Source organism: Bradyrhizobium sp. USDA 4541 (genome assembly GCF_024171085.1).
GTDB lineage: Bacteria > Pseudomonadota > Alphaproteobacteria > Rhizobiales > Xanthobacteraceae > Bradyrhizobium > Bradyrhizobium australafricanum.
The window spans coordinates 4,160,176-4,181,558 of record NZ_JALJZF010000001.1 but is presented as its reverse complement, the minus strand read 5'-3'; the positions used below and the strand labels follow the sequence as shown (position 1 = coordinate 4,181,558).

The window sequence follows — 21,383 nt, the reverse complement described above, 5'->3', positions numbered from 1 at the left end:
AATCTCGGCCCTAGAGAATCACGATACGAAACACGAGCTATGGCTGATTTTGGGTGACGCGGCCTGATCAGGCGGCGTGGCTTTCAGTGTTCGGAATGACGTCGATTCCGTCGATGAACTTTACACCTGCGATGACTTTCGGCAACTGGTTCGTGCTCTTCAATCGCCGCCAGGTCTTCGACGCGGCGTCGATGAGCTTGAACACCATCAGCTTCGCGGTTTGTTGCGACAGCGATCCCTTGGTCCGCACCGTTCGGTGGCGCACCGTGGCGAAGACGCTCTCGATCGGGTTCGAGCTGCCTAGGTGGATCCAGTGCTCAGCGGGGAAGTCGAAGAAGGCGAGCAGCGCGTGGCGATCCTTGATCAGGCACTCCACCGCACGTTCGTATTTGACGTGGTTTTTCTCGACGAAGACGTCGATCGCGGTTTCAGCTTCGGCCCGGTGTGGGGCCAGATAGATGTTCCGCAGGTCGTTCTTCATGGGGCCCTGCACGGATTTGGCGACTTTGTCGAGTACGTTGCTCACTTTATGGCACCAGCATCGTTGGTGCCGCGTGCCGGGAAAGGCCTCGTCCAGTGCCTTCCAGAAGCCGAGGGCGCCGTCGCCGATGGCGAGTTGCGGGGCAATCCGTAACCCGCGTTGCCGCAGGTCGATCAGGAGTTCGCGCCAGCTTTGTGCGCTTTCCCGCACGCCAACCTGAAAGCCGATCAGTTCCTTCTTGCCTTCCGGCGTCGCGCCGATCAGCACCAGCATGCATTCGCTGTGATCTTCCATGCGGGCCTGCAGGAAGACGCCATCGGCCCACACATACACGTATCGTCGCGCCGACAAGTCGCGCCTCTGCCAGCGCTCGTACTCGCCCTGCCACTCGGCCGTCAGCCGGGAAATCACCGCGGGCGACAGGTTCGGCGCGTCCTTGCCCAGCAAGGCCGTCAGCGCCTCCTGGAAATCGCCGGTCGAGATGCCGCGCAGATAGAGCACCGGCAACAGCGCATCCAGACTTCTGGTCCGCCGTGCCCATAGCGGCAGGATCGCCGAGCTGAACCGGATCCGTTCGCCATCGCTGGACGTCCCGCGGTCGCGAATCTTCGCCCGCGCGACCTCGACCGGGCCGACCCCGGTCTGGATGCTCCGCGCCGGCCTGTAACCATGCCGCACCACACGGGCGCGCCCGTCGGCAAGCTTCAAGTCCTTCACGGTGGCAAGAAAGGTCTCGACTTCGACCTCGACCGCCTGCGCCAGAAGCTGCCGCGCACCAGCGCGCAGAATATCGGTCAGTGGATCGTCGATCTCATCGGGCTGACGAAGTGCAACAATATTGCTAGTCTCGTTCATGGCGTATCGCTCTCCTTGAGAGGTTCTGGCAGGCTCGACACCCGCCTCGATACGCCGCCTATCTCAGGCCGTCATCACCCAGTTTCCGTCATAGCTCGCCCACCTTCGCTATTGTGTTCAACACTGCGGGCGAGCGTGAAGGTGGACCCATGGACGATTTATCTAGGTGCAAGATACAGGCATTGCTCGATCAGCATCGCATCATGCGCTGCGGCTGGCCCCAAGTAACTACAGTGGGCTACGCCAACGACGGCTTTGCGATCTATTTCCTATGCGGGAAAGACAGTCAGAAATCAAACAATCTGACCCGAGACAACCGCGTGTCGCTCGCGATCGACGATGACACCCCGCAGGTGATGGAAATCACCGGGCTGTCAATTGCGGCGCGGGCCGAGGTTGTGGATGATCCCGCCGAGGGCGAAAAAGCGCTGCGCCTGCTATTCGAGAGGTATCCAGAACAGAACTCCATGCTGGGTCGGCTGCCGACGCCCTCAGATGTTCGCATTTTTCGGCTAACGCCAACTGTGATCTCACTGCTCGACTACTCCACGGGATTTGGCCATACTGTTCTCATTCCGTGCTGAACGTAGGGTTGATCGGCGCTGACGATTATGACGTGTATTCCAGGCGGACGGTTATAGTGTCGGATTAATCCATGTGTCCTCAGACTACTACATCGCGACCTTTGAAACGAATAAGCGACCAAGTCGCTGGTCGTGGGAAATTTGCCGCCATAGCAAGCCCATGGGAGTCAGGATCACGGCTGATGGATTTCGGTCAAGGATGGCAGCAGAGTATGCGGGTGAGCGAGCACTGGCGGATTTCCTGAATTTGCTCGCGAAAGAAGAATGGCGCGACCGCTCTAGGCCGCAGCCAAAGAACGGTAACAAGGCCTAGGTGGGCCGTTCCGAAAGTACGTGGAGCTAGCTCTACGCGTCCTAAGCAATCTTGGTCGCGAATGCCGAAAACGGCAGCGATTTGCCGGGGGGCTTTGATTGAAACGCTCCCCCGCTACCAATCGTACGAGTTTCCAGGCCAGCCTACGATCCTCTACGACATCGTACTTCGGATGGTTGCGGCTGGCGCGCTAGGCGCGAGCGTTCGCCGGACTGGTTAGATTGAGTGTGGGCAGGTTCTGGCCGCGCAAATCGGACGTCTGACTGAACCACCGCTTCGGCCGAGAGCCAGAACGAAACCTCTGTATTGCGTGACCTCAATATCAAAGCGAGGCGCAAAACAGGTCGGAGCGCTTGGTCGGCTTTGTCGAAGCCAGGAGACGTGGTCCAGTCAGTTGCCGGAACGACAGCCCAGCGGTCCACTATCCAACGGCAGAATAAATCCGGTCACGACTCGCCGCTTGTTCGGCCTCAGAGATGCCGATTCCGAAATAGCGCGTGTGGGCCACATCCAAGATGCGATTGACCAGGCCCGGGAAGCTGTATCCGGCGGTCTTCGCGGCCAGGATGTACGAGGCGCTCATGCCGAGTGCCGCCATGGAGTTGATCTCCAGGACAAAGGGCCGTCCCGAGTGATCAATCCGGATGTCGACGCGGGCGTAATCTCGGCATTGGCAGGCACGGAAGGTCGCAACCGAAATATCCCGCAGGAGCTTCGCGAGGCTGCTCCCAATTTGAGCCGGGCAAATCTTCTGTGGCTCCGCGGCTCCCATGTGCATCTTGTCTTCCCAGGTGATAAGGCGGGTTTCGCGCTCCCCAAAATCTTGCTCCACCAAAGGCAAGGTCTCAGGCTCCCCATTTCCGAGCAGTGCGACACAGATTTCCCGACCTTCAACGTATTCTTCCACGAGCGCATCCTGCGCATATTCCGTGACGATCTGTTCGACGGCCTCCCTCAATCGAACCGGTTCATATACGAGCTGCAATCCGAAACTCGTGGATTCGTGAACCGGCTTCACCACGACCGGAAATCTGAGGTCGCCGGTACTCTCGGTCCCGTGACGCATCACGCGAAAGTTCGGAGTCGGCACCCCGCGATCGCGGATCAGCCGTTTGGTGATGACCTTATCGAGCGCCAGACCGTGCCCGAGCGGGCTCGAGCCGGTGTAGGGAATGCCGGCCAATTCGAGCATGGCGGGAACGTGCGTGTAGCGGCACTCGCCCTGAATTCCATACGCCATGTTGAAGACGATGCCGGAGGGCCGGCCGTGGGGATCGGCCGGCATGAACCGCTCAAGAGTAGTAAGCAGTCCCTTGTCGCCTTCGCACAGCAACGTCTCGTGTCCGCCTTCTCGCAGTGCCGCCATCACATATTCGACCGTTCTGCGGCCGTATTTCTCCGGACAAAGCTGGCCGAACCGGTTGATCACGCCCGTATGATCATTGTTCCACACCACGGCTACCCGCATGACTGCTTCCTCCCTTGTGTTTGTCCGCTGTCAAGTCGTTCGGTTGGATCCGCTTGATGAAGGGGAAGCAGCTCCGCTGGACGAACCGCGCTCAACTGGCCGCGCCGCCAAGCGGCAAGCGGGTTTGCTCCCTCCAAGAGGCGGAAATCGAGATACTCGTTGATCAGCAAAATGCAGCCGGCCTGCACCAGCAGCAGTTCCGGGAAGCGCAGATAGATGCCCAGCGCACCCGGCAGGCTCATTACAGTTACGATGGTGAGGGCTGCCAATACCGTGGTAAACGTACGCCAGACCGCTTCGTAGACTCCGTCCTCGCCAAGCACTTTTGCGAAGCTCTCGCAGGTCAAACACAGCGCGATCACGGGGAAAAGCGCTATCTCGCGAAGCCAGGCAATATCCCACCAATTCCCCGCCAGCAAAGGCGCGTCCAGCAGCGCTGCCGCCACACTCAACAGCACGGCTATTCGCGCGTAACTGTGGTCCGTCTTGAGCAGTGGCAGCAAAGCCACGGTAACAAGGAGCACCAAGAGCAGGAATGCGAGGCCGATCGGGATGCCGATGATGTCGAAGCCTATCGCCGTCAAGATTGGCCGAAAGAGGCCCAGCACCTTGACGCCAAGCGTGAGGCGAAAGAGCACGACCACGACGGCGCCCAGGGAAACAAACAGCACGCTCTCCGCGGACTTGTAGAACTGGGCAGGCAACTCGGTAAGGGAGAAAAAACTCGAACAAATGGACGAGGTCGGCAGCATCGGAAGCTTGCTGAGCGCGATCCCGAGCGGCAGGGCAAAGAGCCCGACGAGCAACCAGTCTGTCTTGAGCGCGGCGGCCGCTTGCGCATCGTCGTTCTTGCATGTTCCGTTCAAGAGAGCACCTCCGCAAGGCCATCACGCCGGGGATCGGCCGCGCCTTTCACGCAGCCGTCGGCAGCAAATTGCAGCGCATTGACTGAGCCCATCGCAAAACTGTGCCGTGACTTGACGATCGGCATGCGGCCGCGCGCACGCAATTTTGCCAACAAAGACTCACTGGCCGCCGGTCGCTCGATCCAGACCTTGCGACCGACCAGCCCGTGGACGCGAGGCGCCGCCACGGCCTCGGCGATGTCCAAGCCTCGGTCGATCACGCCACTTACGACCTGAAGAATTGCCGAAACAATCCGGCGACTGCCGGCGGCGCCCAATGCGAGAAGGGGCAGGCCGGTTGAGCCCTGCAACACCAGAGTCGGGGCCATGTTCGAGCGCGGTCGACAACGTGGCCCGAGTCCATAGGGGTGAGACAGCCGGGGACACGTGCAGAGATAATTGTTGTATAAGAATCCCAGTTCACGATGCGCCACTTTGGCGCCGAAGAGCGACTGAATGGATTGCGTCAGCATCACGACGGTCCCGTCCCTATCGCAGACCGATAGGTGGGTAGTATCGCCCGGCTCTTCGGGGCTATCGAGCTGCGTGCCGGTTCGTGAATTCAGGACGGTGTCGGCGACCCGCCGCGCATACTTTTCGCCCAACCGCAAGTCGCGCAGATGCGGAGTGAGGTCATCTGGCGCCAAAGGGCTGAGCTCCCGCTCACGAAACACGGCAGATGAGGCGAGCGCGATCGCAGCGCGCCAATCATCATCGGAGGAGGCGACTCCTGGCGCTCGCGTCTGTGCGAGGACATTAAATGCCAGCAGGAGTTGCATCCCACCGCCAGGCGGCGGGGCACTGACAATCCGATGTCCTCCGTAAAGCGCCGAAACCGCGTCTGCCTGCGCGGGCGCACTGCAGCTTGCCAGATCTGCTTCAGTTATGAGACCTCCACAGGCGCGCATGTCAGCTGCGATCTGCCGGGCGATTTGGCCGCAATAGAAGTCTTCGATGCCGAGATCCGCAAGCCGGCGTAGTGTGGCGGCAAGCTTCGGTTGTCGAAAGGTGCGACCGATGTCTGGCGGCAGGCCCTCGTGCAGGAACAGCTCGCCGGCCGGGGACGCGCGCAGATAATCGGCTACCCACCGGGTGTGTCGCTGCTGCAGCGGCGTGATCGCATAGCCTTCTTCGGCGATGCGGATAGCTGACGCCATCACCCTTTCGCGGCTGAGCACACCGTATTTGCGATGTGTCCAGTCCAGCGTCACGGGAGTCGATGGAACCGTGCAGGAGCGGTACCCGCGCCGCTGCTCATTCACCTCGATCGTACCGAGCGAAGCGGCCGCGGGCGCCCGGGAATGTCCGTCGATAAATTGCGTTCGACCGTCCGCAAACCGGACGAGCAACACGGTTTGCCCGCCGAGACCCGACGCGCTCGGTTCGCAGACGCACAGCGTCCATGCCGCAGCCACCGCCGCGTCGATCGCATTGCCCCCGGCACGCAGGATTTCCGATCCCGCTTTGGTAGCGAGGGGGAAAGCCGTCACCACCGCCCCGTCGCGTTGCCGCATCGGAACGGCAGCATTTTCGAGTTCCACGCGCTCTGGGTTGATGATCAGCATCGCGGGCCTTTCAATCTCATGCTTCAGGCAGATCGTCCAACCAGCAGGCGCCTCCGACGTGCGGCCGGGAAAAGATCTTTCCGATTTTTGCGGGAGTCTTGTTCTGATGATATCGCATGTACACGCGGCCATCGGCTCCGAGGTCGAGGATCTCGATCTTCCCGGTGTAGTGGGACATAATGTATTTGAATGTCTTCTGGATGCCGCTGAGACGTTGGTTGATGCCGCGCGCGATCTCGATCCCGCGGCGCAATGAAACTTGAAAATGCGATGCGCCCTTCACCGGCCTGCCCTGAAAAAGATAATAGGGGCGGACACCCATTTCGTGACATTTGGCGAATGTCGCCGCCAGGACGTCGGGATCATCGTTGACTCTTGAGAGGAGCACGGATTGGTTGAGAAACTGCACGCCTAGCGCGCGCAGGGAGCGGATGTTGCGCTCTGCATCGACCGAGATTTCGCCGATGTGATCGAAATGTGCGACGATCACTGCGGTTTTGCCCGCGTCTTGGATCCGCTGGAATAGAACGGCCAGAGCCGGATCCTCGAAACGCCTGGGCGCAAAGGCGACCGTTTTTGTTCCGAAGCGGATCGAAGTCAGATGGGGGATTGGCAGCAGGTGATCGGCAATCTTGTCGAGCTTGCTGGTGCTGAGCACAAATGGATCACCTCCCGACAGCAGCACGTTCGTCATCTCTGGATGTGCGCCTATGTATTGCGCCACGCAGGCAAGATCGGGGGCGATTTCATCGGAATCCTTGCCGACGATGCGCTTGCGGAAGCAGTAGCGGCAATATGAAGCGCAACGGTCTGTTACCAGCAGCAACCCGGTCTGGGAATACTTGTGCTGGAGGCCGGGCACGACCGTGTTATCGTGCTCGCCGCTGGTATCAAGTCTGCCGCGACTGTCGAACTCCGCGAGCGAGGGCTCCACGATGTGCTTGAGCTGGTCGTAGTAGCCACTGGCCGAAATCTGCTCGCGATAGAAGTTCGTGACGTGGTAATGCGTGATGTCGTTGGCCTGCAGCTCATCCTCGGTAACGATGCGCGCGCCTTCGATGAAGTTCATGACGGCGGCGTACGGCCGCACGTCCGATCCTGTCGGTGATAATTGAGGCAGGCAAACGCCAGGCGCCGCCGAGGTTGTCAGCATGAATGCACTCCCTGTTAATTGTGTGATGAAGGCGCGTCCCCGGCTGACGCTGCATGCCGCCGGACGCATAAACGATGAAAACTCTCTCCGACGCACAGCCCTGCCAGAAGCTGCCACAACGAGATGTCGAAGCAGTGCGACGCCGTCTGCGCGATGCAATCCGTCCGAGTGAGGGCCAGGGCATTAATCTTTTCCACCAGATGATTATTTAGGGCCGCGCGGTCGATCATTGCGCGCCCTTAGGCTGGCCCGTCGAGCCAGACGTAAACAGAATGTACGCGAGTCCGTCCTCGTTCGATGATGGCACGACAGACGAAGTCTGGCCCTGTGTCGTAACGCCGCCTCCATCGGCATGAATTGCGTGGCGCCTTTGCCATTCGCCTGGAACAGGCCGAGCAAATCCAGCTGGTGTGGGCCAATAATCAGAGCGCAGCGGCTCTGCTCGATCATGAATGATGCACGCGAGGCCGGTAACGATGGATCGAGCGGCAAGTACGTCGATGCCGGCTTCAAAATTGCGACGACCGCCCGCCCAGTCGAGGTCCCGCTCACCCAATAGCCGACGACCTCGCCCTGAGCGCCATGCTCTCGCAACGTCCTTGCGAGGGCATCCGATCTTGATCGCAGCGCCTTGTAGGTGAGTTCGTCCGCGCCGACCCGCAACCCTCTCTGGATCCGATCTTGCAAGGCGATCGATCGCCATGATCGCGTCGATCGGCTGACATTCCCCAAACCGATTCTTGCCGGATCGAGTTTCCGTAGCCATACGCGTCCCGCCATTCATCACCTTGTGCGGCCCTTAGATTAGAAATTTGTTGGGAGTCCGAACTGCCCGCCGGCCCGACTCTCGGTGAACTGAACCTCACCAGCTCTCAGCATCAGACGTGCCAACTTGGCCAAAGGAGGGGTTAATGTGCTTTTGCGTCAGCCGGGCGCGGCGCCTGGCGTGTTCATTGTCTGACCCCGAACATAACCGTCTTCAACCGAACGCGGTCATGTTAGGTCATTGCCGATCAATCCTGACTAGATAGGGCTCCGGTATGAACGCCTCGTCATTTGCGCCCAAAGGTGAATATGGCGAGCCAGAATGCGCGAGTGAGCCTCCGCGCTATAACCACTCGACCATAGTACTGAACCGCCCCGGGTTTGCCGGAGGCTCCAACTCCTGAGAGGATGGAGCCATGACAAGCAAGACGACGAACAAGTTTTCGCCTGAGGTCCGCGACCGTGCGGTTCGGATGGTACTGGATCACGCCGGCGAGCACCCTTCACGCTGGGCGGCGGTGACCTCGATTGCGGCCAAGATCGGCTGCACGCCGCAGACGCTGCATGACTGGGTCAAGAGGGCCGAAGTCGACAGCGGGCAGCGGGCTGGCGTTCCAACTGAGATGGCCGAGAAGCTGAAGGCCCTGGAGCAGGAGAACCGTGAGCTTCGGCAGGCAACGAGATCCTGCGCAAGGCGAGCGCCTATTTTGCGATGGCGGAGCTCGACCGCCGGTCCAAGCCATGATCGCCTTCATCGACGATCACCGTGGGACGCATGGGGTCGAGCCGATCTGCAAGGTCTTGCCGATCGCCCCCTCGACCCACCACGCCCATGTGGCCAAGTGTCGCGAATGATGCGGGATATAGGCTTGCAAGGGGTGATCCGCGGCAGACCCGTCAAGACCACGATCAGCGACAAGGCCGCACCATGCTCGCTGGATCACGTCAACCGCCAGTTCAAGGCGCCACGACCGACCGAACGTGCTTTGGCTCTCCGACTTCACCTATGTCGCGACCTGGACCGGCTTTGTCTACGTCACCTTCGTCATCGACGCCTATGCCCGCAGGATAGTGGGCTGGCGGGCCTCGCGCACGGCGCATGCGGGCTTCGTGCTCGATGCGCTGGAGCAGGCACTGCATGATCGACGGCCGGTCCATCGCGGCGGGCTCGAGTCAATACGTATCCATTAAGTACACCGAGCGCTTGGCTGAAGCTGGCGTTGAGCCGTCTGTCGGCAGTGTCGGAGATTCCTATGACAATGCTCTCGCCGAAACCATCAACAGTCTCTACAAGGCCGAGGCGATCCATCGGCGTGGGCCACGGCGCAGCTTCGAAGCCGTCGAGTTCGCGACCTTGGAATGGGTGACACAACAACCGTAGGCTCCTGGAGCCCATCGGCAACATTCCGCCGGCCGAAGCCGAGCAACGCTACTACGCCATGCTGGAACAATCGGCCATGGCCGCATAACTTAAACCAATTGGCCTCCGGCAAACCCGGGGCGGTTCATCTGCCAATAGCGGTCGCCGGTCACCAGAAGGTGCTTCTGGATCGCTCCGAGCGCAAAGCCTAACACTATGCGCTCGGTTGGCCGTCCCTCAGGTGCTGCCGCGTGTCCGCCGATGAGCACTTCGGCTTGCGGCTTGGGCATGCCGACGTCGAGAGGGTTGCCGGGCGGAAGCTCCTTCGCGGCCATGACCCAAAGTTCCTGCTCGCCTTGCAAACGATCTGCGCGCGGGTTGGCGAGGTCGAACATCGCGAAGACCGAAATGATGAGGCTCGTAGGAGACGCTCGCGTTTGGTCAACAGACCCAGTGTGCGGGGCTTTACAAGAAGGGGCATGAAGCCTGCCAAGGCGTTAAGCCTGCCAAGACGTTTTCGTCCCTACCAATATCTCTCGAGCGTGACAGACTGTCGGTCCCACGATGCAAACGCTCTTCATGTCCCATACCAAATTTGGTAGGCAGCCGTTTAGCTCCGCGTTGCGTAAACGGTCGTTCCCGCGGTCGGCCTGTGGATGCGCGGGCACTCGCGAGGAATTCCGGCATGGATATAGGCAACTGCCTACCGCCCTTAAGCGAAGCTGGGCGCGGAGCACAACAGTTGCCCATGAGTTATTGGCATTTCGTGAAGAGTTCTGGCGACAGCGACTAGAGCAGTTCAAGATAGTTCATCTTCCGTTTTCGGTCGTTAGAAGGCAAGGCTCCGGCGACATATCAGTCGAGCGCTTGGCTCATGCCGCATGCGTTGGCGGAGCTATCTCCCAGTGATCGTGCAGAACATCTGTTAACCGCCTGGTTGATCTATCTCGCCCGCACTACTGGGGAGTCAGAGTTACAATTGGGGGTCGCGGTAGGGACACGGATTTCTCCGTGCCCCCCGCCCAGATCCGTACGTGCGGAACTACCGCATACGGCTCCTGCCTTGGGTCATGACGTATACCTTGGGTTGGGATGCGGATGACATGCGCGGACTTTCGGGATGTATCGCCCAATGAATCGTCGGAACCTTTCCCAGGTCATGCGAGAGCTCTGGCTGCGTCGACGAAGCGAGTGCAGCCAGGCCCGGCAGACCTCGGCGCGGAACATGCCGAGCCGCTTCAGGTTCCCCGGGATCGCGTGGTAGTTCAGGTATCCCTGCATCACGCGACGGAGCCAAACGCCGGTCTCACCGATAGGCGCATGGCGGCGTTTCATCAGGTCGTGTCTTATCGCACTCAGCGTCGCCCGCAAGCGAGAGGCGATGGTCACGCGCCGGATTGTGAAGTGCGGGTTTATCCGGGTCACCGCGCAGATGTGCGTGAACCCGAGGAAGTCGAACGTTTCCGGGCGGCGTTGCCCCCGGCGTGCGCGGCGCTCGGCCGCGTACCGTCCAAATTCCAATACGCGCGTCTTCTCCTCATTCAGCGACAGACCGAACTTCGCCATCCGCTCACGCAGTGCGTCGAGAAAGTGCAGGGCCTCGGACTTTGTTTCGAAGCCCATGACACTGTCGTCCGCATAGCGGACGACGATGACATCCCCTTTTGCCGACTTACTTCGCCACTGATGAGTCCAGAGGTCGAAGACGTAGTGCAAGTAAATGTTAGCAAGAAGCGGTGAGATCACTGCTCCTTGCGGAGTACCTACTCGTGCTACGGACTTCAATCCACCTTCGACAACGCCAGCGGTTAACCACTTGCGTATCAGTCGTAAGAGTCGGCGGTCTGCGATCCTGTGCTCGAGGAACTGCATCATCCACCCGTGATCGATCGTATCGAAGAACGAACGGATGTCAGCGTCGAGCACCCAGTTCACTCTTTTCTGATGAATGCCGATCCACAGTGCGTCCAGCGCTTGGTGCTGGCTCCGCCCCTCCCGGAATCCATAGGAAAAGCCGAGAAAGCCCACCTCGTAAATCGCATTCAAGACCGTCGTCACCGCGTGCTGGACGATTTTATCTTCCAGCGCTGCGATTCCGAGCGGTCTCAGTTTGCCATTTATCTTGGGATATACACTCGGCGAGACGGGAGTGCCCGATAGCGGCCTGACTGGACCGCGTCCCAAAGCACTTCGATTCGCTCGTCGAGTCCTTCCTCGTAGTCACGCCATGTCACTCCGTCGACGCCGGATGCAGCGGAGTGCTTCAGTCCCCTGAAGCTTTCCGTTAGCAGCTCGCGCGTCACATGGTGCATCAGCGCTGTGAACCGTGTCTTCCTATTCCGTCTTGCCAGTTCACGTACAACATCCAACCTCGTCGACGCGCTGGTCCGGCTCTGTGTCCGGGGCACGGGAGGATGTTTGCTATTGCCCTTGGCTGCCCGCCTTCCCTCCGGACCTTCCGCGAGCATCGGTGTGGACCCGTCGCTCTTGTTCAGATCGTTCATTGGTACTGTGCAGACATCCGACTTCTCGTCGACGGTGGTGCTGGGCTTACGGCATTCAGCCTTCCCCAGCCTGCCCGAAGATTGTTCCCCCTCGGGCGACGACGAGATCTCCCAGTTCCTGTGCGAAGGATTTCCCCGCATGCTCAGGGTCTCCGACCGCGTGGAGCCGTTGGGTGGCTTGCGATAGACGCCGTCCAACGTGTTGCCTTCCGCATTGCATAACTGCGTCGGCGCTCCAGACTTTCGATTTCGCGGCTCAATGGCTGGCCTGCGGTTTCCCCTGTCAACGCTTCGAAGTCGCCCTCACGGACGCCTCCGCATGACTCGGGGTCAGGGTGGGTCGCTACTCCTTTCCTGTATCGAACTTTCATCGACTATCCTTCGCCAGTTTCACTGGCGCACTACGCATCCGACGGGGGCCGTCTTGCGTGACGGGTGGCAATTCGCGAAGCCTGTGGCCTTAAGTCTAGCTTTAAGGTCATCAGGCGATGCGGGTCGAGGTTTTGGGCGGGTTGGAGCGGCGGCGGCGCTGGTCGCAGGACGACAAGGCACGGATTGTCGAGGAGACATTGGCACCGGGCGCGAAGGTGACTGAAGTTGCGCGTCGCAACGGAGTAGCGGCCAGCCTGGTGTTTACCTGGCGTCGACAAGCACGGACATCGGAACAAGTTGTACCATCTTTTACGCCGGTGCAGATCTCCGCCGTAGCGGCATCGGCTGAGGAAACTCCGAAGCTTTTGCCTACGGTTGATGGCCGAGTTCGCTCCGTGGCAGCCGCGCGTACCGGATTGATAGAGATCGATCTCGGCAACCGACGGTGCATCCGGGTGGATGCGCACGTCGATCCGGAGGCGTTGGCGCGGATCCTCGATGTGCTTGGACGCCGATGATTGCGATACCGGGGAATGTGCGAGTGTGGCTCGCGACAGGCTACACGGATATGCGCAGGGGCTTTCCGTCGCTGGCACTCCAAGTGCAGGAGGTGCTGCACAAAGACCCGCTCAGCGGTCATCTGTTCGTCTTCCGCGGTCGCCGCAGCGATCTTGTGAAGGCGATCTGGCACGATGGCCAGGGAGCCTGCCTGTTCACAAAAAGACTCGAGAGAGGAAAGTTCATCTGGCCATCGGTTACCGGAGAATCGGTAACGATCTCGCCGGCGCAGTTGAGCTATCTGCTGTCCGGGATCGATTGGCGTAACCCTCAAGAAACCCATCGGCCGACGCGGGTCGGATAGCCGCTTTTACGGTTTGAATCTGCTGCTTCTTCATGATATCGAAGCCGGACGATCTTCCATCGGACCTCGTCAGTGCCCTGGCGGCGCTGCAGGCCGAGCGTGAGGCACGGCTGCGAGCTGAGGCGGTGGCTGCCAACTGGCAGGCGCAAGCCGCGAATGCGCAGGCGCAACTGTCGGATACCGAGGCGCTGATCGCGCATCTCGAGTTGCGCATCGAGAAGCTGAAACGCGAACTGTACGGGCAACGCTCCGAACGCACGGCACGGCTGCTCGAGCAGCTGGAGCTGGAAGAGCTCGTCACCACAGCGAGCGAGGATGAGCTTGCCGCGCAGGCCGCAGCGGCGAAGACCCAGAACGTCCGCCCCTTCATGCGCAAGCGGCCGGTGCGCAAGCCGTGGCCGGACGACATCGAACGCGAGCGCGTCGTTATCGAGGCCCCGAAGAGCTGTGCCTGCTGCGGCGGATCGCGTTTAGCGAAGCTGGGCGAGGATGTAACCGAGACGCTGGAGGAGATCCCGCGGCGCTTCAAGCTGATCGAGACGGTACGGGAGAAGTTTACCTGCCGCGATTGCGGGAAGATTAGCCAGCCCCCCGCGCCGTTCCATGCCACGTCGCGTGGTTTCATCGGCCCACAATTGCTGGCGACGATCCTGTTCGACAGTAGGGTCGAGGACTGGCGCGCCGCTCGACCAAATTTTCGATCGCGCACGTTTGCAGCCCCCGCCACATCGCACGCAGCATGCGGTTTTCCCGCACTACGCGCTCCCATTTGCTTCGCACCAAGGCTTATTTGACCTATCGTGCTGGAGCGGCTTTCGCCTTGCCAGTACTCGCCCGGTAGCCATTGAACAGCTTCAAGGTGTCGTACAGCCACGATCTACTCCACTGCTTCCAGCCGAAGCCTTTTCGTTTCCGAGCCTTCGCCAGATGGCGTCTGACCTTGTTCTCTACCCACTTTCTGATGTAGGCGAAACATTCACCGGAATCGCCCATCGCGAAGTAGTTTGCCCACCCTCGGAGCTTGGATTGATCAGGCTTATCACCCGGCCAATCGGTTGCGACCGGTGGCGGCGAAACACTTCCTTGAGCCCCCGCAGAAGCGCCGTCCGCTTTTTGAGCTTGGGCGTGTAATACGGCCGCATCACTCCGCGCAGACTGCGGAGGTAGCGGAAGTCGAATCCCAGAAAGCCGAAGCTCTCGCCTCGTTCCAGGTCGACTATGCGGCTCTTCTCATCATTCACTTCAACCTGCAGTTTGGTGAACTCTTCCCGTAATCGCTTGTCTATGGCACCGAGCAGCCAGTCATGTCGCTTGTGGGCGTCGATCAAGACCACCAGATCGTCAGCGAATCGTGCATATTCGACGTTGGTGTACTTGCCGCGACGAGTTACCTCACGCGCTCGCTCCAGCATCTTATCCACCTCGTTGAGGTAGAGATTACTGAGCAAGGGTGAAATTACCCCGCCCTGTGGAACCCCCTTCTTGCCAGATGCTTTCAGCATCAGCCGCAGCAGATGCAGAATTTCCTTGTCGTCGATTCGCAGAGCCACCTTCTCTAGCATCCGATCGTGCCGGATGTTGTCGAAATAGGCGCGCAAATCAACGTCGAGAATCCGCGTCTTCCGCTCGGCTACCGCCTGGGCAACTCGCTTGATCGCTTCATGTGCCTACGCTTGGGCCGATATCCAAACGATCCCGGTTGGAAATCCGCCTCGAATACAGGTTCGAGTACGAGCTTGAGCGCGCCTTGCACCACTCTGTCGCGAATAGCCGGAATCGACAGAACGCGGACCTTGGAGCCCCCGTCCTTCGGTATTTCCCGCTTCCTTGATGGGAGTGGCTGATAGCTGCGCCCGATCAGTTCGTCCCGTAATTGTTCGAGTAGCGACTCCACGCCTCGCGCTTCGATGGCTTCGAACGTCACTCCGTCTATTCCCGGAGCGCCGTCGTTTTCTTTCGCCATCTCATACGCTGCGCGCAGCGTCTCCATCTTACACACGTGGACGTATAGACCCCAGAAACGCCAAGACGGTTCAGCCTTCGCCTTGACGTATAGCCTCCGCCTCAGGTCCTGCAAATCGATGGACGCCTTTGTCATCTCGTCCTTGCCTTCCTTACGTTGGAGACATCACAAATGGCAGGGTCCCTTCGCTCCACGGGTGTTACCCCGCTTCAGCGCTACTGCGGACCCGGCCGCCACCTTCTCATCTTCGGCCGATTTCCCGGGGGCGCCGGTTATACGGCCTACCTTCTTCCGGCGATTTCTCTCCGGAATGAGGAAGGCTTCTCCAGTTGCTTTGCATGTCCTTGTCACCGTGCTGTCGCTTTCACCCCGCCGAAATGATCCGTCGCATCAGTTAGCATTCGTCGGATCATGCTGCCTTCGCCCCTAAACTGCGGGCTCGGCTTTCGGTTCTGAGCATTTTCGAGGCCACAGCGCGTTCTCTTTTGATACGGCCCGGTGACTCGTGAGCTCCCCAAGGGAGTCTTTGTCGATAGGCTTCAGAAATTCGGTTTCTCTCCTTTCTGCTATCCACACTACGGGGAGCTAACTTTTTTCCCCGGCAGGACTAACTCCTGCTGAACATGCCAGCCTTCGCTGGACGCACAGTTCGGCATGCATATCCCGCTCAACCGCCAGAGTGCGCGCTTCAAGGCCGAGGGGATCGACCTGCCGTTGTCGACGCTGGCCGACCAGGTCGGCCACGGGACCTTCGCCGTCACGTCGCTCTTCCACTTGATCGAACGCCATGTGCTCGCGGCCGAGCGCCTTCATGGCGATGACACCACCATCCGCATCCTGGCGAAGGGCAAGTGCACGACCGGGCGGATCTGGACTTATGTGCGGGATGACCGGCCCTTCGCCGGGCCTGCGCCGCCGGCGGCGGTCTATTACGCCTCGAGCGACCGACGGGGCGAGCACCCCAGAAGCATCTGGCCGCCTTCGCGGGCATCCTGCAGTGCGACTGTTACAGCGGCTTCGAGCCGCTGTTCGACCCGCAGCGGAAAGAGCAGCCGATGACGCCGGCGTTTTGCTTTGCCCATGCGCGGCGGGGCTTCTTCGAGCTGGCTGACATCGAGAAAAATGCTCGGGAAGGCAAGAAGGGCAAGCCGGTCTCTCCGATCGCGCTGGAGGCGGTCAAGCGCCTCGATGCGTTGTTCGAGATCGAGCGCGCCATCAACGGCCGTGGCGCCGACGAGCGGCGCGCCGTGCGCCAGGAAAACAGCAAGCCGCTTCTCGAGGACATGCACGCTTGGCTGCTGCGTGAGCGCGAAACCCTCTCGCGCTCCTCCGAGGTCCTGAAGCCGATCAACTACATGCTCAGGCGCTGGGACGACTTCGCCCGCTTCCTCAACGATGGCAGGATCTGCTTGAGAGAGGCATCGCATTGGGAAGGCGCAACTGGACCTTCGCCGGCAGCCAGCGTGGCGCCGACCGCGCCGCCATCATGCTGACGGTGATCACGACCTGTCACCTCAACGACGTCGATCCCAAGGCCTGGCTTGCCGACGTCCTCGCCCGTATCGCCGATCTTCCCGCTTCGCGTCTGCACGAACTGCTGCCCTGGGAATGGAAACTCCTGCGCCAAGCCGCCGGTCAGCAGGCCGCCTGACCTTCACGCAACGCCATCAGAAGACCGCCTGAGTGACGCATGCGCGCGGGCGCGGCGGGCTCTATGCGTCGTATGCGTACCAATTGGGATGGTCCGCGCCGAACGGATCGCGAGCGGGCGGGAGCGCTGTGGAGGCCATTCTTGCGTCCGCCATGCAATGGTGATTGCTATAGATCTAAGTGATGACTTTGCGCAGGCGCGCAGAGCGGTGGCGGCCGAATGCGTTCAGCTGAGAGAGAACGATAGCTTCGCCTGGGATCTTATCACGCGCTGCCCCACGTTGCGGGATGCGGAGGCGCTGCGTACAGCGCGACAATCAGGATGAGGGCGCGTATTGCCTCACATATCGATGCTCCCGAGTGCGGTCGGTTGCCTCATTTATTTTGCTCCCGGCTTGGGTTGAGGAGGAGGCCGGGTGCGGAGATGGCCGGGGTTTCGGAGCGCCCGGCCTCCTCCGCTGGCACGTGGCACATCATTGGGGTGTTGTGACCTCATACCCCGGCGGCGTTTTCTCCGTAGGAACGAACAGTAACGCGTTCGCTTGCTCGCTGCGCCAGGATTTAAGCCGACGTTGAAGCGTTCGAAGAAGCTTGTTCGGATAGGCTCCAGGATATTCCACCTGCAACCGGGAGAGCAGTTCGCTGCCAGTCCGCCAGGGCTCGACCTCAAATCATTTTCGCAAATCTGGCGTTGCTCTGATGAGCGGGTCGCAATTCCATTGTGCTGCATCGAAGCTTGCTGGCGTCTTATGAAGGACGACTTCTCCTGCGCGCAAAACATGCTCGCTCTCAAGCCAAAAAAGCTGATTCACGATGGTCAGTTCTGCGATGCTGACCGCCTTCGGAGCGCCGGTTGTACCGGAAGTGTAGATCAAATGAGCCGGATCCGAATCCACTGGTTGCGGCCTTTGGAAGTCGTCAGCATCACTATCATTAATGTCATGCAAACTGTCGAGAATGACCAAGCCGATTCCACGTGGTATCATCTCTTGCGGTGGCGGGCGGCGGCCTGCTTGGCGGCCTCGTGATCGACGGCCTCGGAGTTGGCCGCTTGCCCTACGTGGTCGTCCGTGAAGAATGCAGATCGGCCTGAGAGATAGGCAGAAGTTGTCTCGATAAAGTATTCGATTTTGCAGGAAAGCCAGCTGTTGGGCTGCGCTTTCTTGCGTTTTGGGATTTTGCTTTCGAGCGATTCGTGATTCCCTGACGGCGGGTCGTCTGCATTGGGGAAGGCGATGAGCAAACCGCGGGATGATCGCCAGAAAGACCTGTTGCTTCCTGCGCTCGATCAAATCATCGACTGGGCCACCCGCTGGTGCGGCTGGCAACGCTGATCGACTGGAAGTTTCTGGATGACCGCTTTGGTTCGGTGTGCCAAACCGGTCCGGGGCAGCCTGGCCTGCCGACGCGGCTTGTCGCCGGCCTGTTCATTCTGAAGCACATGCACAATCTCTCGGATGAGGTGCTGTGCGCCCGCTGGATCGAGAACCCCTATTACCAATACTTCTGCGGCGAGTTGAGCTTCTGCCACCGGCTGCCGTTCGATCGATCGTCGATGACGCGCTGGCGCAAGCGGCTCGGTGAGGAGCAGCTCGTCGCGCTGATCCAGGAAAGTCTGTCAGTGGCGCATAAGACTGGCGCCATCGGTCCCAAGGACCTGGAGCGAGTGGCGGTCGGTCGAGTAGCCCCGGGGATTTGCACCCCGAGGCTCTCACGAAACCGGACGTGAACCTCTGGATTCATCCGGCTTCTATCTTCCAGCCGCAGGTCGAATGCCGACCCGCCACAAATAGAGTAGGTTCGGATCGCGCTGTGCAAGCCGTCCCAACCAATATACTGAGGCGACTTTCCGGCCTTTCAACCGCTTGTATTTCCGCCTCGTCCAACGGGCGAGCGCGTCGTTTACGTGACGAAGGACGTTGACACATTCCGTCCGGTAAAACCGTCCGTAATAGTTCAGCCATCCTTGCACGACAGGATCAATCAGCTTGGCGAGTTCTTCAAGACTCCAGTGGTTTCGCGTCGAACCCAGTCGCCATGAGCGAATGGTTTGTCGGATTCCTTTGGCAGCCTTGTTGCTGATTGCCGGGAGGAAGTTGAGGAACTTCGCGCCCTTTCGATCGCGAGCGCTGCGCGGCTGGAAGGTGTAGCCAAGGAAGTCGAACGAGATGTGTTCGCATTCCTTTCTCCGTTTATTATCCTTGCAGTAGACGATCCGGGTTTTCTCCGGATGGAGCTCCAGACCGCATTCCGCAAGACGTTTTCGGATCGCCTCCATCACGGTTCGAGCCTCGCTTTCAGTTCTGCAATGGACTATCACATCGTCAGCGTATCTTTCGAAACACAAACAAGGGACGGTCCGCTGCATCCAGCGATCGAATGCATAGTGCAGAACCAAATTTGCGAGCAGCGGTGAAACCACTGAACCCTGAGGGGTTCCGCGTGTTCTCTCCACTAGGATTCCGTCTTCTTTCTCCACGGGAGCTTGCAGCCACCGCTTTACGTAGAGACGAATCCAGCTCAGTTCCGTGTGGTGGGCGACGGCCTTTTCGATCAGGTGCCAAGGAATCGAGTCGAAGAACGACTTGATATCAAGGTCGATAACCCAGTCGAATTTCCAGCAACGCTTTCGCGCTGTCCCCACTGCGTCAAGCGCCGAACGGCCGGGCCGATAGCCGTAGGAGTCGGGATGGAATATTCGTTCCATCGTCGGCTCCATAACCATCTTTGCAACCGTCTGAGCCACGCGGTCAGCTATAGAGGGTATTCCTAACGGACGCTTCCCTCCATTAGCCTTGGGAATTTCCACGAGACGGACGGGAGGCGGAAAGTATGTCCCCGACGACATTCGATTCCAGATCTTGTAGAGGTTTCTCTTCAAGTCCTTTTCGAATTCCTCGATGGAGACCCCATCCACACCCGCTGACCCGCGGTTCGCTTTCACCTGTTTCCAAGCTTCCCAAACGAGATGTTTGGGGATCTGATACGACTTTGCCTCAGTCATCGGCTCCTCCCGTTTCCGGTTGGCCTGTGACTTTGGCTGGAAGATCGGGTCCCTTCGCTCCGCCCGTATTACCGGGCCTCATCACTATTACGAACCCGTCCGCCCCTGCGTCGCGCATTGGTACTCTGCCCTCGGCGGGTCCGCCGCCTTTGGGGTCTCCCTTGGCATCGCGACGCAGGTTCCCATGTTCCGCGCAAGAGCCTGCCACCGGGATCACGCCGCCTCTACACCGGTTGCCGCCCGGCCAATAGACAGGCTCTCGCCGCGCTTGATCCCAGGAGGTGGTATCGCCCCCGGTTTCGACAACACCTGAACTGTACTTTCGATGCATCATCGGCGGTTTACTTGCGTTCGTCTTCCCGTGGCTCACCTGACAGGCTGATTGCCCGCCTTTTCCAGCAACGCTCACCACCTCAGCCATTGAGCTAAAGCAGCTTGTGGCGGTTTGGACTCTGATCCTGCAATCCGAGTCCGAGGGGCCTGCCCTCATCTCTTGCGCAGCAAGTGCTCGGAAGATGGTCTACATACTCAACCTCCTTCTTCGCGCCGTCATGGCGCACATACCACGGTGCAGCCAAAGGCCGTTGCGCATCCGACCGACGCACGGCTGATGCATCGGGCCATCACCAAGCTCGTCGGGCTCGCCAAACGCAACCGTGTGCGGCTGCGCCAGAGCTATCTGCGCCTGGCGAAGCGCGCCGCCATCATGGTCGGCCGCTATACCCACGCTCACCAGTTCAAGCGCGCCCGGCGCCAACTCAAGTTCCTGCGGACGCGGCTTGGCCGGATTATCCGCGACATCCGCCGCAAGATTGATGGCGATGTGGTGCTGGAAGCTCGCTTCGGCCCGTTGCTCGGCTTAGCGCAGCAGGTGCGCAGCCAGGATCAGCACCAGCGCGGTCCAAAGGTTTATGCGTTGCACGCCCCGGAGGTCGAGTGCATCGGCAAGGGAAAAGCCCGCGCGCCTTACGAGTTCGGCTGCAAGGACAGTATCGCCACCCCCGTGACGTCTCCGAAGGGCGGCCAGTTCGTGCTTCACGCCAAGGCCCTGCACGGCAATCCCTTCGATGGGCACACGCTCGGCCCCGTGATCGCCGACATGGAGAAGCTCACCGGCGTGGAGGCTCGCCGTATCCACGTCGACAAAGGGTATCGCGGCCACAATCACCCGCATCGGTTCAGAGTCTGGATCTCGGGTCAGGTCGTAAGCGGCAAGGATTACGTCAGGTCCGCCGCGTCACAGCTTCCATCCGCCGCGAGATGAGGCGTCGCGCGGCTGTCGAGCCCGTCATCGGCCACGTCAAGGCCGAGCACCGCATGGACCGCAACTATCTCAAAGGCCGCGTTGGCGACCGCATCAATGCCGTCCTCGCCGCGGCCGGCCACAACTTCGGCCTGCTCCTGCGATGGCTCGCAGAACTCTTGCGTGTCATCATCCGGGCGCTCGCCGAAACTGTCCCGGCTCAAAACATCGCCTAAATCAGCGGTCGTCCACGTTCTTCACGGAGGACTCCTAATGCCGAGGCCATCAATTTGATGGATGGATGGCTCGACCTGGAGATTCTCAAGCCTTACGACT

The 21,383-nt window shown here is 60.1% G+C and carries 16 protein-coding genes, 7 pseudogenes and 1 other annotated feature; of the genes and pseudogenes, 8 read left to right on the top strand and 15 right to left on the bottom strand.

Features of this window, described 5'->3' with window-relative positions:
* Positions 1 to 67: 67 nt before the first annotated feature.
* Positions 68 to 1,336, bottom strand: a complete 1,269-nt coding sequence (locus tag J2R80_RS19560; protein WP_253639199.1) for an IS256 family transposase — start codon at positions 1,334 to 1,336, stop codon at positions 68 to 70.
* 149 nt (positions 1,337 to 1,485) lie between these two features.
* On the opposite strand from J2R80_RS19560, the gene J2R80_RS19555 reads away from it, so the two are divergent.
* Positions 1,486 to 1,920 carry a pyridoxamine 5'-phosphate oxidase family protein gene (locus J2R80_RS19555; RefSeq protein WP_253639198.1) on the top strand — a complete coding sequence of 145 codons (435 nt, stop codon included), beginning with the start codon at positions 1,486 to 1,488 and terminating at the stop codon, positions 1,918 to 1,920.
* Between the two features lie 734 nt (positions 1,921 to 2,654).
* On the opposite strand, the gene J2R80_RS19550 is transcribed toward J2R80_RS19555, so the two are convergent.
* The 5 genes from J2R80_RS19550 to J2R80_RS19530 all read right to left on the bottom strand — a co-directional run bounded on the left by J2R80_RS19550 (position 2,655) and on the right by J2R80_RS19530 (position 8,104).
* Positions 2,655 to 3,701, bottom strand: coding sequence for an ATP-grasp domain-containing protein (locus J2R80_RS19550; protein WP_253639197.1), 1,047 nt, complete (start codon positions 3,699 to 3,701; stop codon positions 2,655 to 2,657).
* Positions 3,692 to 4,567, bottom strand: a complete 876-nt coding sequence (locus tag J2R80_RS19545) for a 7TM domain-containing protein (protein WP_253639196.1) — start codon at positions 4,565 to 4,567, stop codon at positions 3,692 to 3,694. Before J2R80_RS19545 ends, J2R80_RS19550 begins: the two co-directional genes overlap by 10 nt.
* Entirely contained in the window at positions 4,564 to 6,171 is a 1,608-nt protein-coding gene (locus tag J2R80_RS19540; RefSeq protein ID WP_253639195.1) for a gamma-glutamyltransferase family protein, read from the bottom strand. The genes J2R80_RS19545 and J2R80_RS19540 overlap by 4 nt, the downstream gene beginning before the upstream one ends.
* A gap of 16 nt (positions 6,172 to 6,187) precedes the next feature.
* Positions 6,188 to 7,240 carry a KamA family radical SAM protein gene (locus J2R80_RS19535; RefSeq protein WP_375162651.1) on the bottom strand — a complete coding sequence of 351 codons (1,053 nt, stop codon included), beginning with the start codon at positions 7,238 to 7,240 and terminating at the stop codon, positions 6,188 to 6,190.
* Positions 7,241 to 7,528: 288 nt separating this feature from the next.
* Positions 7,529 to 8,104 carry an AMP-binding protein gene (locus tag J2R80_RS19530; RefSeq protein WP_253639193.1) on the bottom strand — a complete coding sequence of 192 codons (576 nt, stop codon included), beginning with the start codon at positions 8,102 to 8,104 and terminating at the stop codon, positions 7,529 to 7,531.
* 401 nt (positions 8,105 to 8,505) lie between these two features.
* Here J2R80_RS19530 and J2R80_RS19525 point away from each other — a divergent pair.
* Positions 8,506 to 9,558, top strand: a pseudogene (locus tag J2R80_RS19525) (IS3 family transposase).
* Positions 8,789 to 8,905 (top strand) — a sequence feature (AL1L pseudoknot). Its footprint overlaps the pseudogene before it by 117 nt.
* A 1-nt stretch (position 9,559) precedes the next feature.
* Here J2R80_RS19525 and J2R80_RS19520 read toward each other — a convergent pair.
* Together J2R80_RS19520 and J2R80_RS19515 are read right to left on the bottom strand one after the other, a co-directional pair.
* Complete coding sequence (locus J2R80_RS19520) at positions 9,560 to 9,844, bottom strand: DUF2169 domain-containing protein (RefSeq protein ID WP_253639192.1); 285 nt, start codon at positions 9,842 to 9,844, stop codon at positions 9,560 to 9,562.
* 673 nt (positions 9,845 to 10,517) lie between these two features.
* Positions 10,518 to 11,633, bottom strand: a complete 1,116-nt coding sequence (locus J2R80_RS19515) for a reverse transcriptase domain-containing protein (protein ID WP_253639191.1) — start codon at positions 11,631 to 11,633, stop codon at positions 10,518 to 10,520.
* Positions 11,634 to 12,441: 808 nt separating this feature from the next.
* Here J2R80_RS19515 and J2R80_RS19510 point away from each other — a divergent pair.
* The 3 genes and pseudogenes from J2R80_RS19510 to J2R80_RS19500 all read left to right on the top strand — a co-directional run.
* A complete protein-coding gene (locus J2R80_RS19510; protein ID WP_253639190.1) occupies positions 12,442 to 12,843 on the top strand; it encodes a transposase in 402 nt (133 codons plus the stop codon).
* A complete protein-coding gene (gene tnpB, locus J2R80_RS19505) occupies positions 12,840 to 13,187 on the top strand; it encodes an IS66 family insertion sequence element accessory protein TnpB (RefSeq protein ID WP_092084175.1) in 348 nt (115 codons plus the stop codon). The genes J2R80_RS19510 and tnpB overlap by 4 nt, the downstream gene beginning before the upstream one ends.
* A gap of 32 nt (positions 13,188 to 13,219) precedes the next feature.
* Positions 13,220 to 13,846 (top strand): annotated as a pseudogene (locus J2R80_RS19500) (IS66 family transposase zinc-finger binding domain-containing protein); the annotation flags it as partial.
* A gap of 136 nt (positions 13,847 to 13,982) precedes the next feature.
* Here the strand turns inward: J2R80_RS19500 and J2R80_RS43715 are convergent.
* From J2R80_RS43715 to J2R80_RS19490, 3 genes are read right to left on the bottom strand one after another with little or no spacing between them, the layout of a single operon-like run.
* Positions 13,983 to 14,180, bottom strand: coding sequence for a hypothetical protein (locus J2R80_RS43715; RefSeq protein WP_375162592.1), 198 nt, complete (start codon positions 14,178 to 14,180; stop codon positions 13,983 to 13,985).
* The gene (locus J2R80_RS19495) at positions 14,135 to 14,842 is read right to left on the bottom strand and encodes a reverse transcriptase domain-containing protein (RefSeq protein ID WP_309143808.1); all 708 of its coding nucleotides are present in this window, start codon (positions 14,840 to 14,842) and stop codon (positions 14,135 to 14,137) included. Before J2R80_RS19495 ends, J2R80_RS43715 begins: the two co-directional genes overlap by 46 nt.
* On the bottom strand, positions 14,818 to 15,177 hold the full coding sequence (locus tag J2R80_RS19490; protein WP_253639188.1) for a hypothetical protein: 360 nt from the start codon (positions 15,175 to 15,177) through the stop codon (positions 14,818 to 14,820). Before J2R80_RS19490 ends, J2R80_RS19495 begins: the two co-directional genes overlap by 25 nt.
* Positions 15,178 to 15,795: 618 nt before the next feature.
* Here J2R80_RS19490 and J2R80_RS19485 point away from each other — a divergent pair.
* Positions 15,796 to 16,801: pseudogene (locus tag J2R80_RS19485) on the top strand (IS66 family transposase); the annotation flags it as partial.
* A gap of 472 nt (positions 16,802 to 17,273) precedes the next feature.
* Here J2R80_RS19485 and J2R80_RS19480 read toward each other — a convergent pair.
* The 3 genes and pseudogenes from J2R80_RS19480 to J2R80_RS19470 form a co-directional block, all read right to left on the bottom strand.
* A pseudogene (locus J2R80_RS19480) lies at positions 17,274 to 17,510 on the bottom strand (ISNCY family transposase); the annotation flags it as partial.
* Positions 17,511 to 17,525: 15 nt separating this feature from the next.
* A pseudogene (locus tag J2R80_RS19475) lies at positions 17,526 to 17,786 on the bottom strand (AMP-binding protein); the annotation flags it as partial.
* A complete protein-coding gene (locus J2R80_RS19470; RefSeq protein WP_253639187.1) occupies positions 17,783 to 18,043 on the bottom strand; it encodes a hypothetical protein in 261 nt (86 codons plus the stop codon). The gene J2R80_RS19470 and the pseudogene J2R80_RS19475, both read right to left, overlap by 4 nt.
* Between J2R80_RS19470 and J2R80_RS19465 the strand changes: the two are divergent.
* Positions 18,036 to 18,475 (top strand): annotated as a pseudogene (locus J2R80_RS19465) (transposase); the annotation flags it as partial. The gene J2R80_RS19470 and the pseudogene J2R80_RS19465 overlap by 8 nt on opposite strands.
* 75 nt (positions 18,476 to 18,550) lie before the next feature.
* Here the strand turns inward: J2R80_RS19465 and ltrA are convergent.
* A complete protein-coding gene (gene ltrA, locus J2R80_RS19460) occupies positions 18,551 to 19,804 on the bottom strand; it encodes a group II intron reverse transcriptase/maturase (RefSeq protein ID WP_253639186.1) in 1,254 nt (417 codons plus the stop codon).
* A gap of 562 nt (positions 19,805 to 20,366) precedes the next feature.
* On the opposite strand from ltrA, the pseudogene J2R80_RS19455 reads away from it, so the two are divergent.
* Positions 20,367 to 21,283, top strand: a pseudogene (locus tag J2R80_RS19455) (IS5 family transposase); the annotation flags it as partial.
* Between the last annotated feature and the right edge of the window lie 100 nt (positions 21,284 to 21,383).

What these genes read in the sequence shown, in the direction of transcription:
- J2R80_RS19560 (WP_253639199.1), bottom strand. Translation starts at nt 1,336, where the DNA reads ATGAACGAGACTAGCAATATTGTTGCACTTCGTCAGCCCGATGAGATC.
- J2R80_RS19555 (WP_253639198.1), top strand. Translation starts at nt 1,486, where the DNA reads ATGGACGATTTATCTAGGTGCAAGATACAGGCATTGCTCGATCAGCAT.
- J2R80_RS19550 (WP_253639197.1), bottom strand. Translation starts at nt 3,701, where the DNA reads ATGCGGGTAGCCGTGGTGTGGAACAATGATCATACGGGCGTGATCAAC.
- J2R80_RS19540 (WP_253639195.1), bottom strand. Translation starts at nt 6,171, where the DNA reads ATGCTGATCATCAACCCAGAGCGCGTGGAACTCGAAAATGCTGCCGTT.
- J2R80_RS19535 (WP_375162651.1), bottom strand. Translation starts at nt 7,240, where the DNA reads ATGAACTTCATCGAAGGCGCGCGCATCGTTACCGAGGATGAGCTGCAG.
- J2R80_RS19530 (WP_253639193.1), bottom strand. Translation starts at nt 8,104, where the DNA reads ATGGCGGGACGCGTATGGCTACGGAAACTCGATCCGGCAAGAATCGGT.
- J2R80_RS19520 (WP_253639192.1), bottom strand. Translation starts at nt 9,844, where the DNA reads ATGTTCGACCTCGCCAACCCGCGCGCAGATCGTTTGCAAGGCGAGCAG.
- J2R80_RS19510 (WP_253639190.1), top strand. Translation starts at nt 12,442, where the DNA reads ATGCGGGTCGAGGTTTTGGGCGGGTTGGAGCGGCGGCGGCGCTGGTCG.
- tnpB (WP_092084175.1), top strand. Translation starts at nt 12,840, where the DNA reads ATGATTGCGATACCGGGGAATGTGCGAGTGTGGCTCGCGACAGGCTAC.
- J2R80_RS43715 (WP_375162592.1), bottom strand. Translation starts at nt 14,180, where the DNA reads ATGGGCGATTCCGGTGAATGTTTCGCCTACATCAGAAAGTGGGTAGAG.
- J2R80_RS19490 (WP_253639188.1), bottom strand. Translation starts at nt 15,177, where the DNA reads ATGGAGACGCTGCGCGCAGCGTATGAGATGGCGAAAGAAAACGACGGC.
- ltrA (WP_253639186.1), bottom strand. Translation starts at nt 19,804, where the DNA reads ATGACTGAGGCAAAGTCGTATCAGATCCCCAAACATCTCGTTTGGGAA.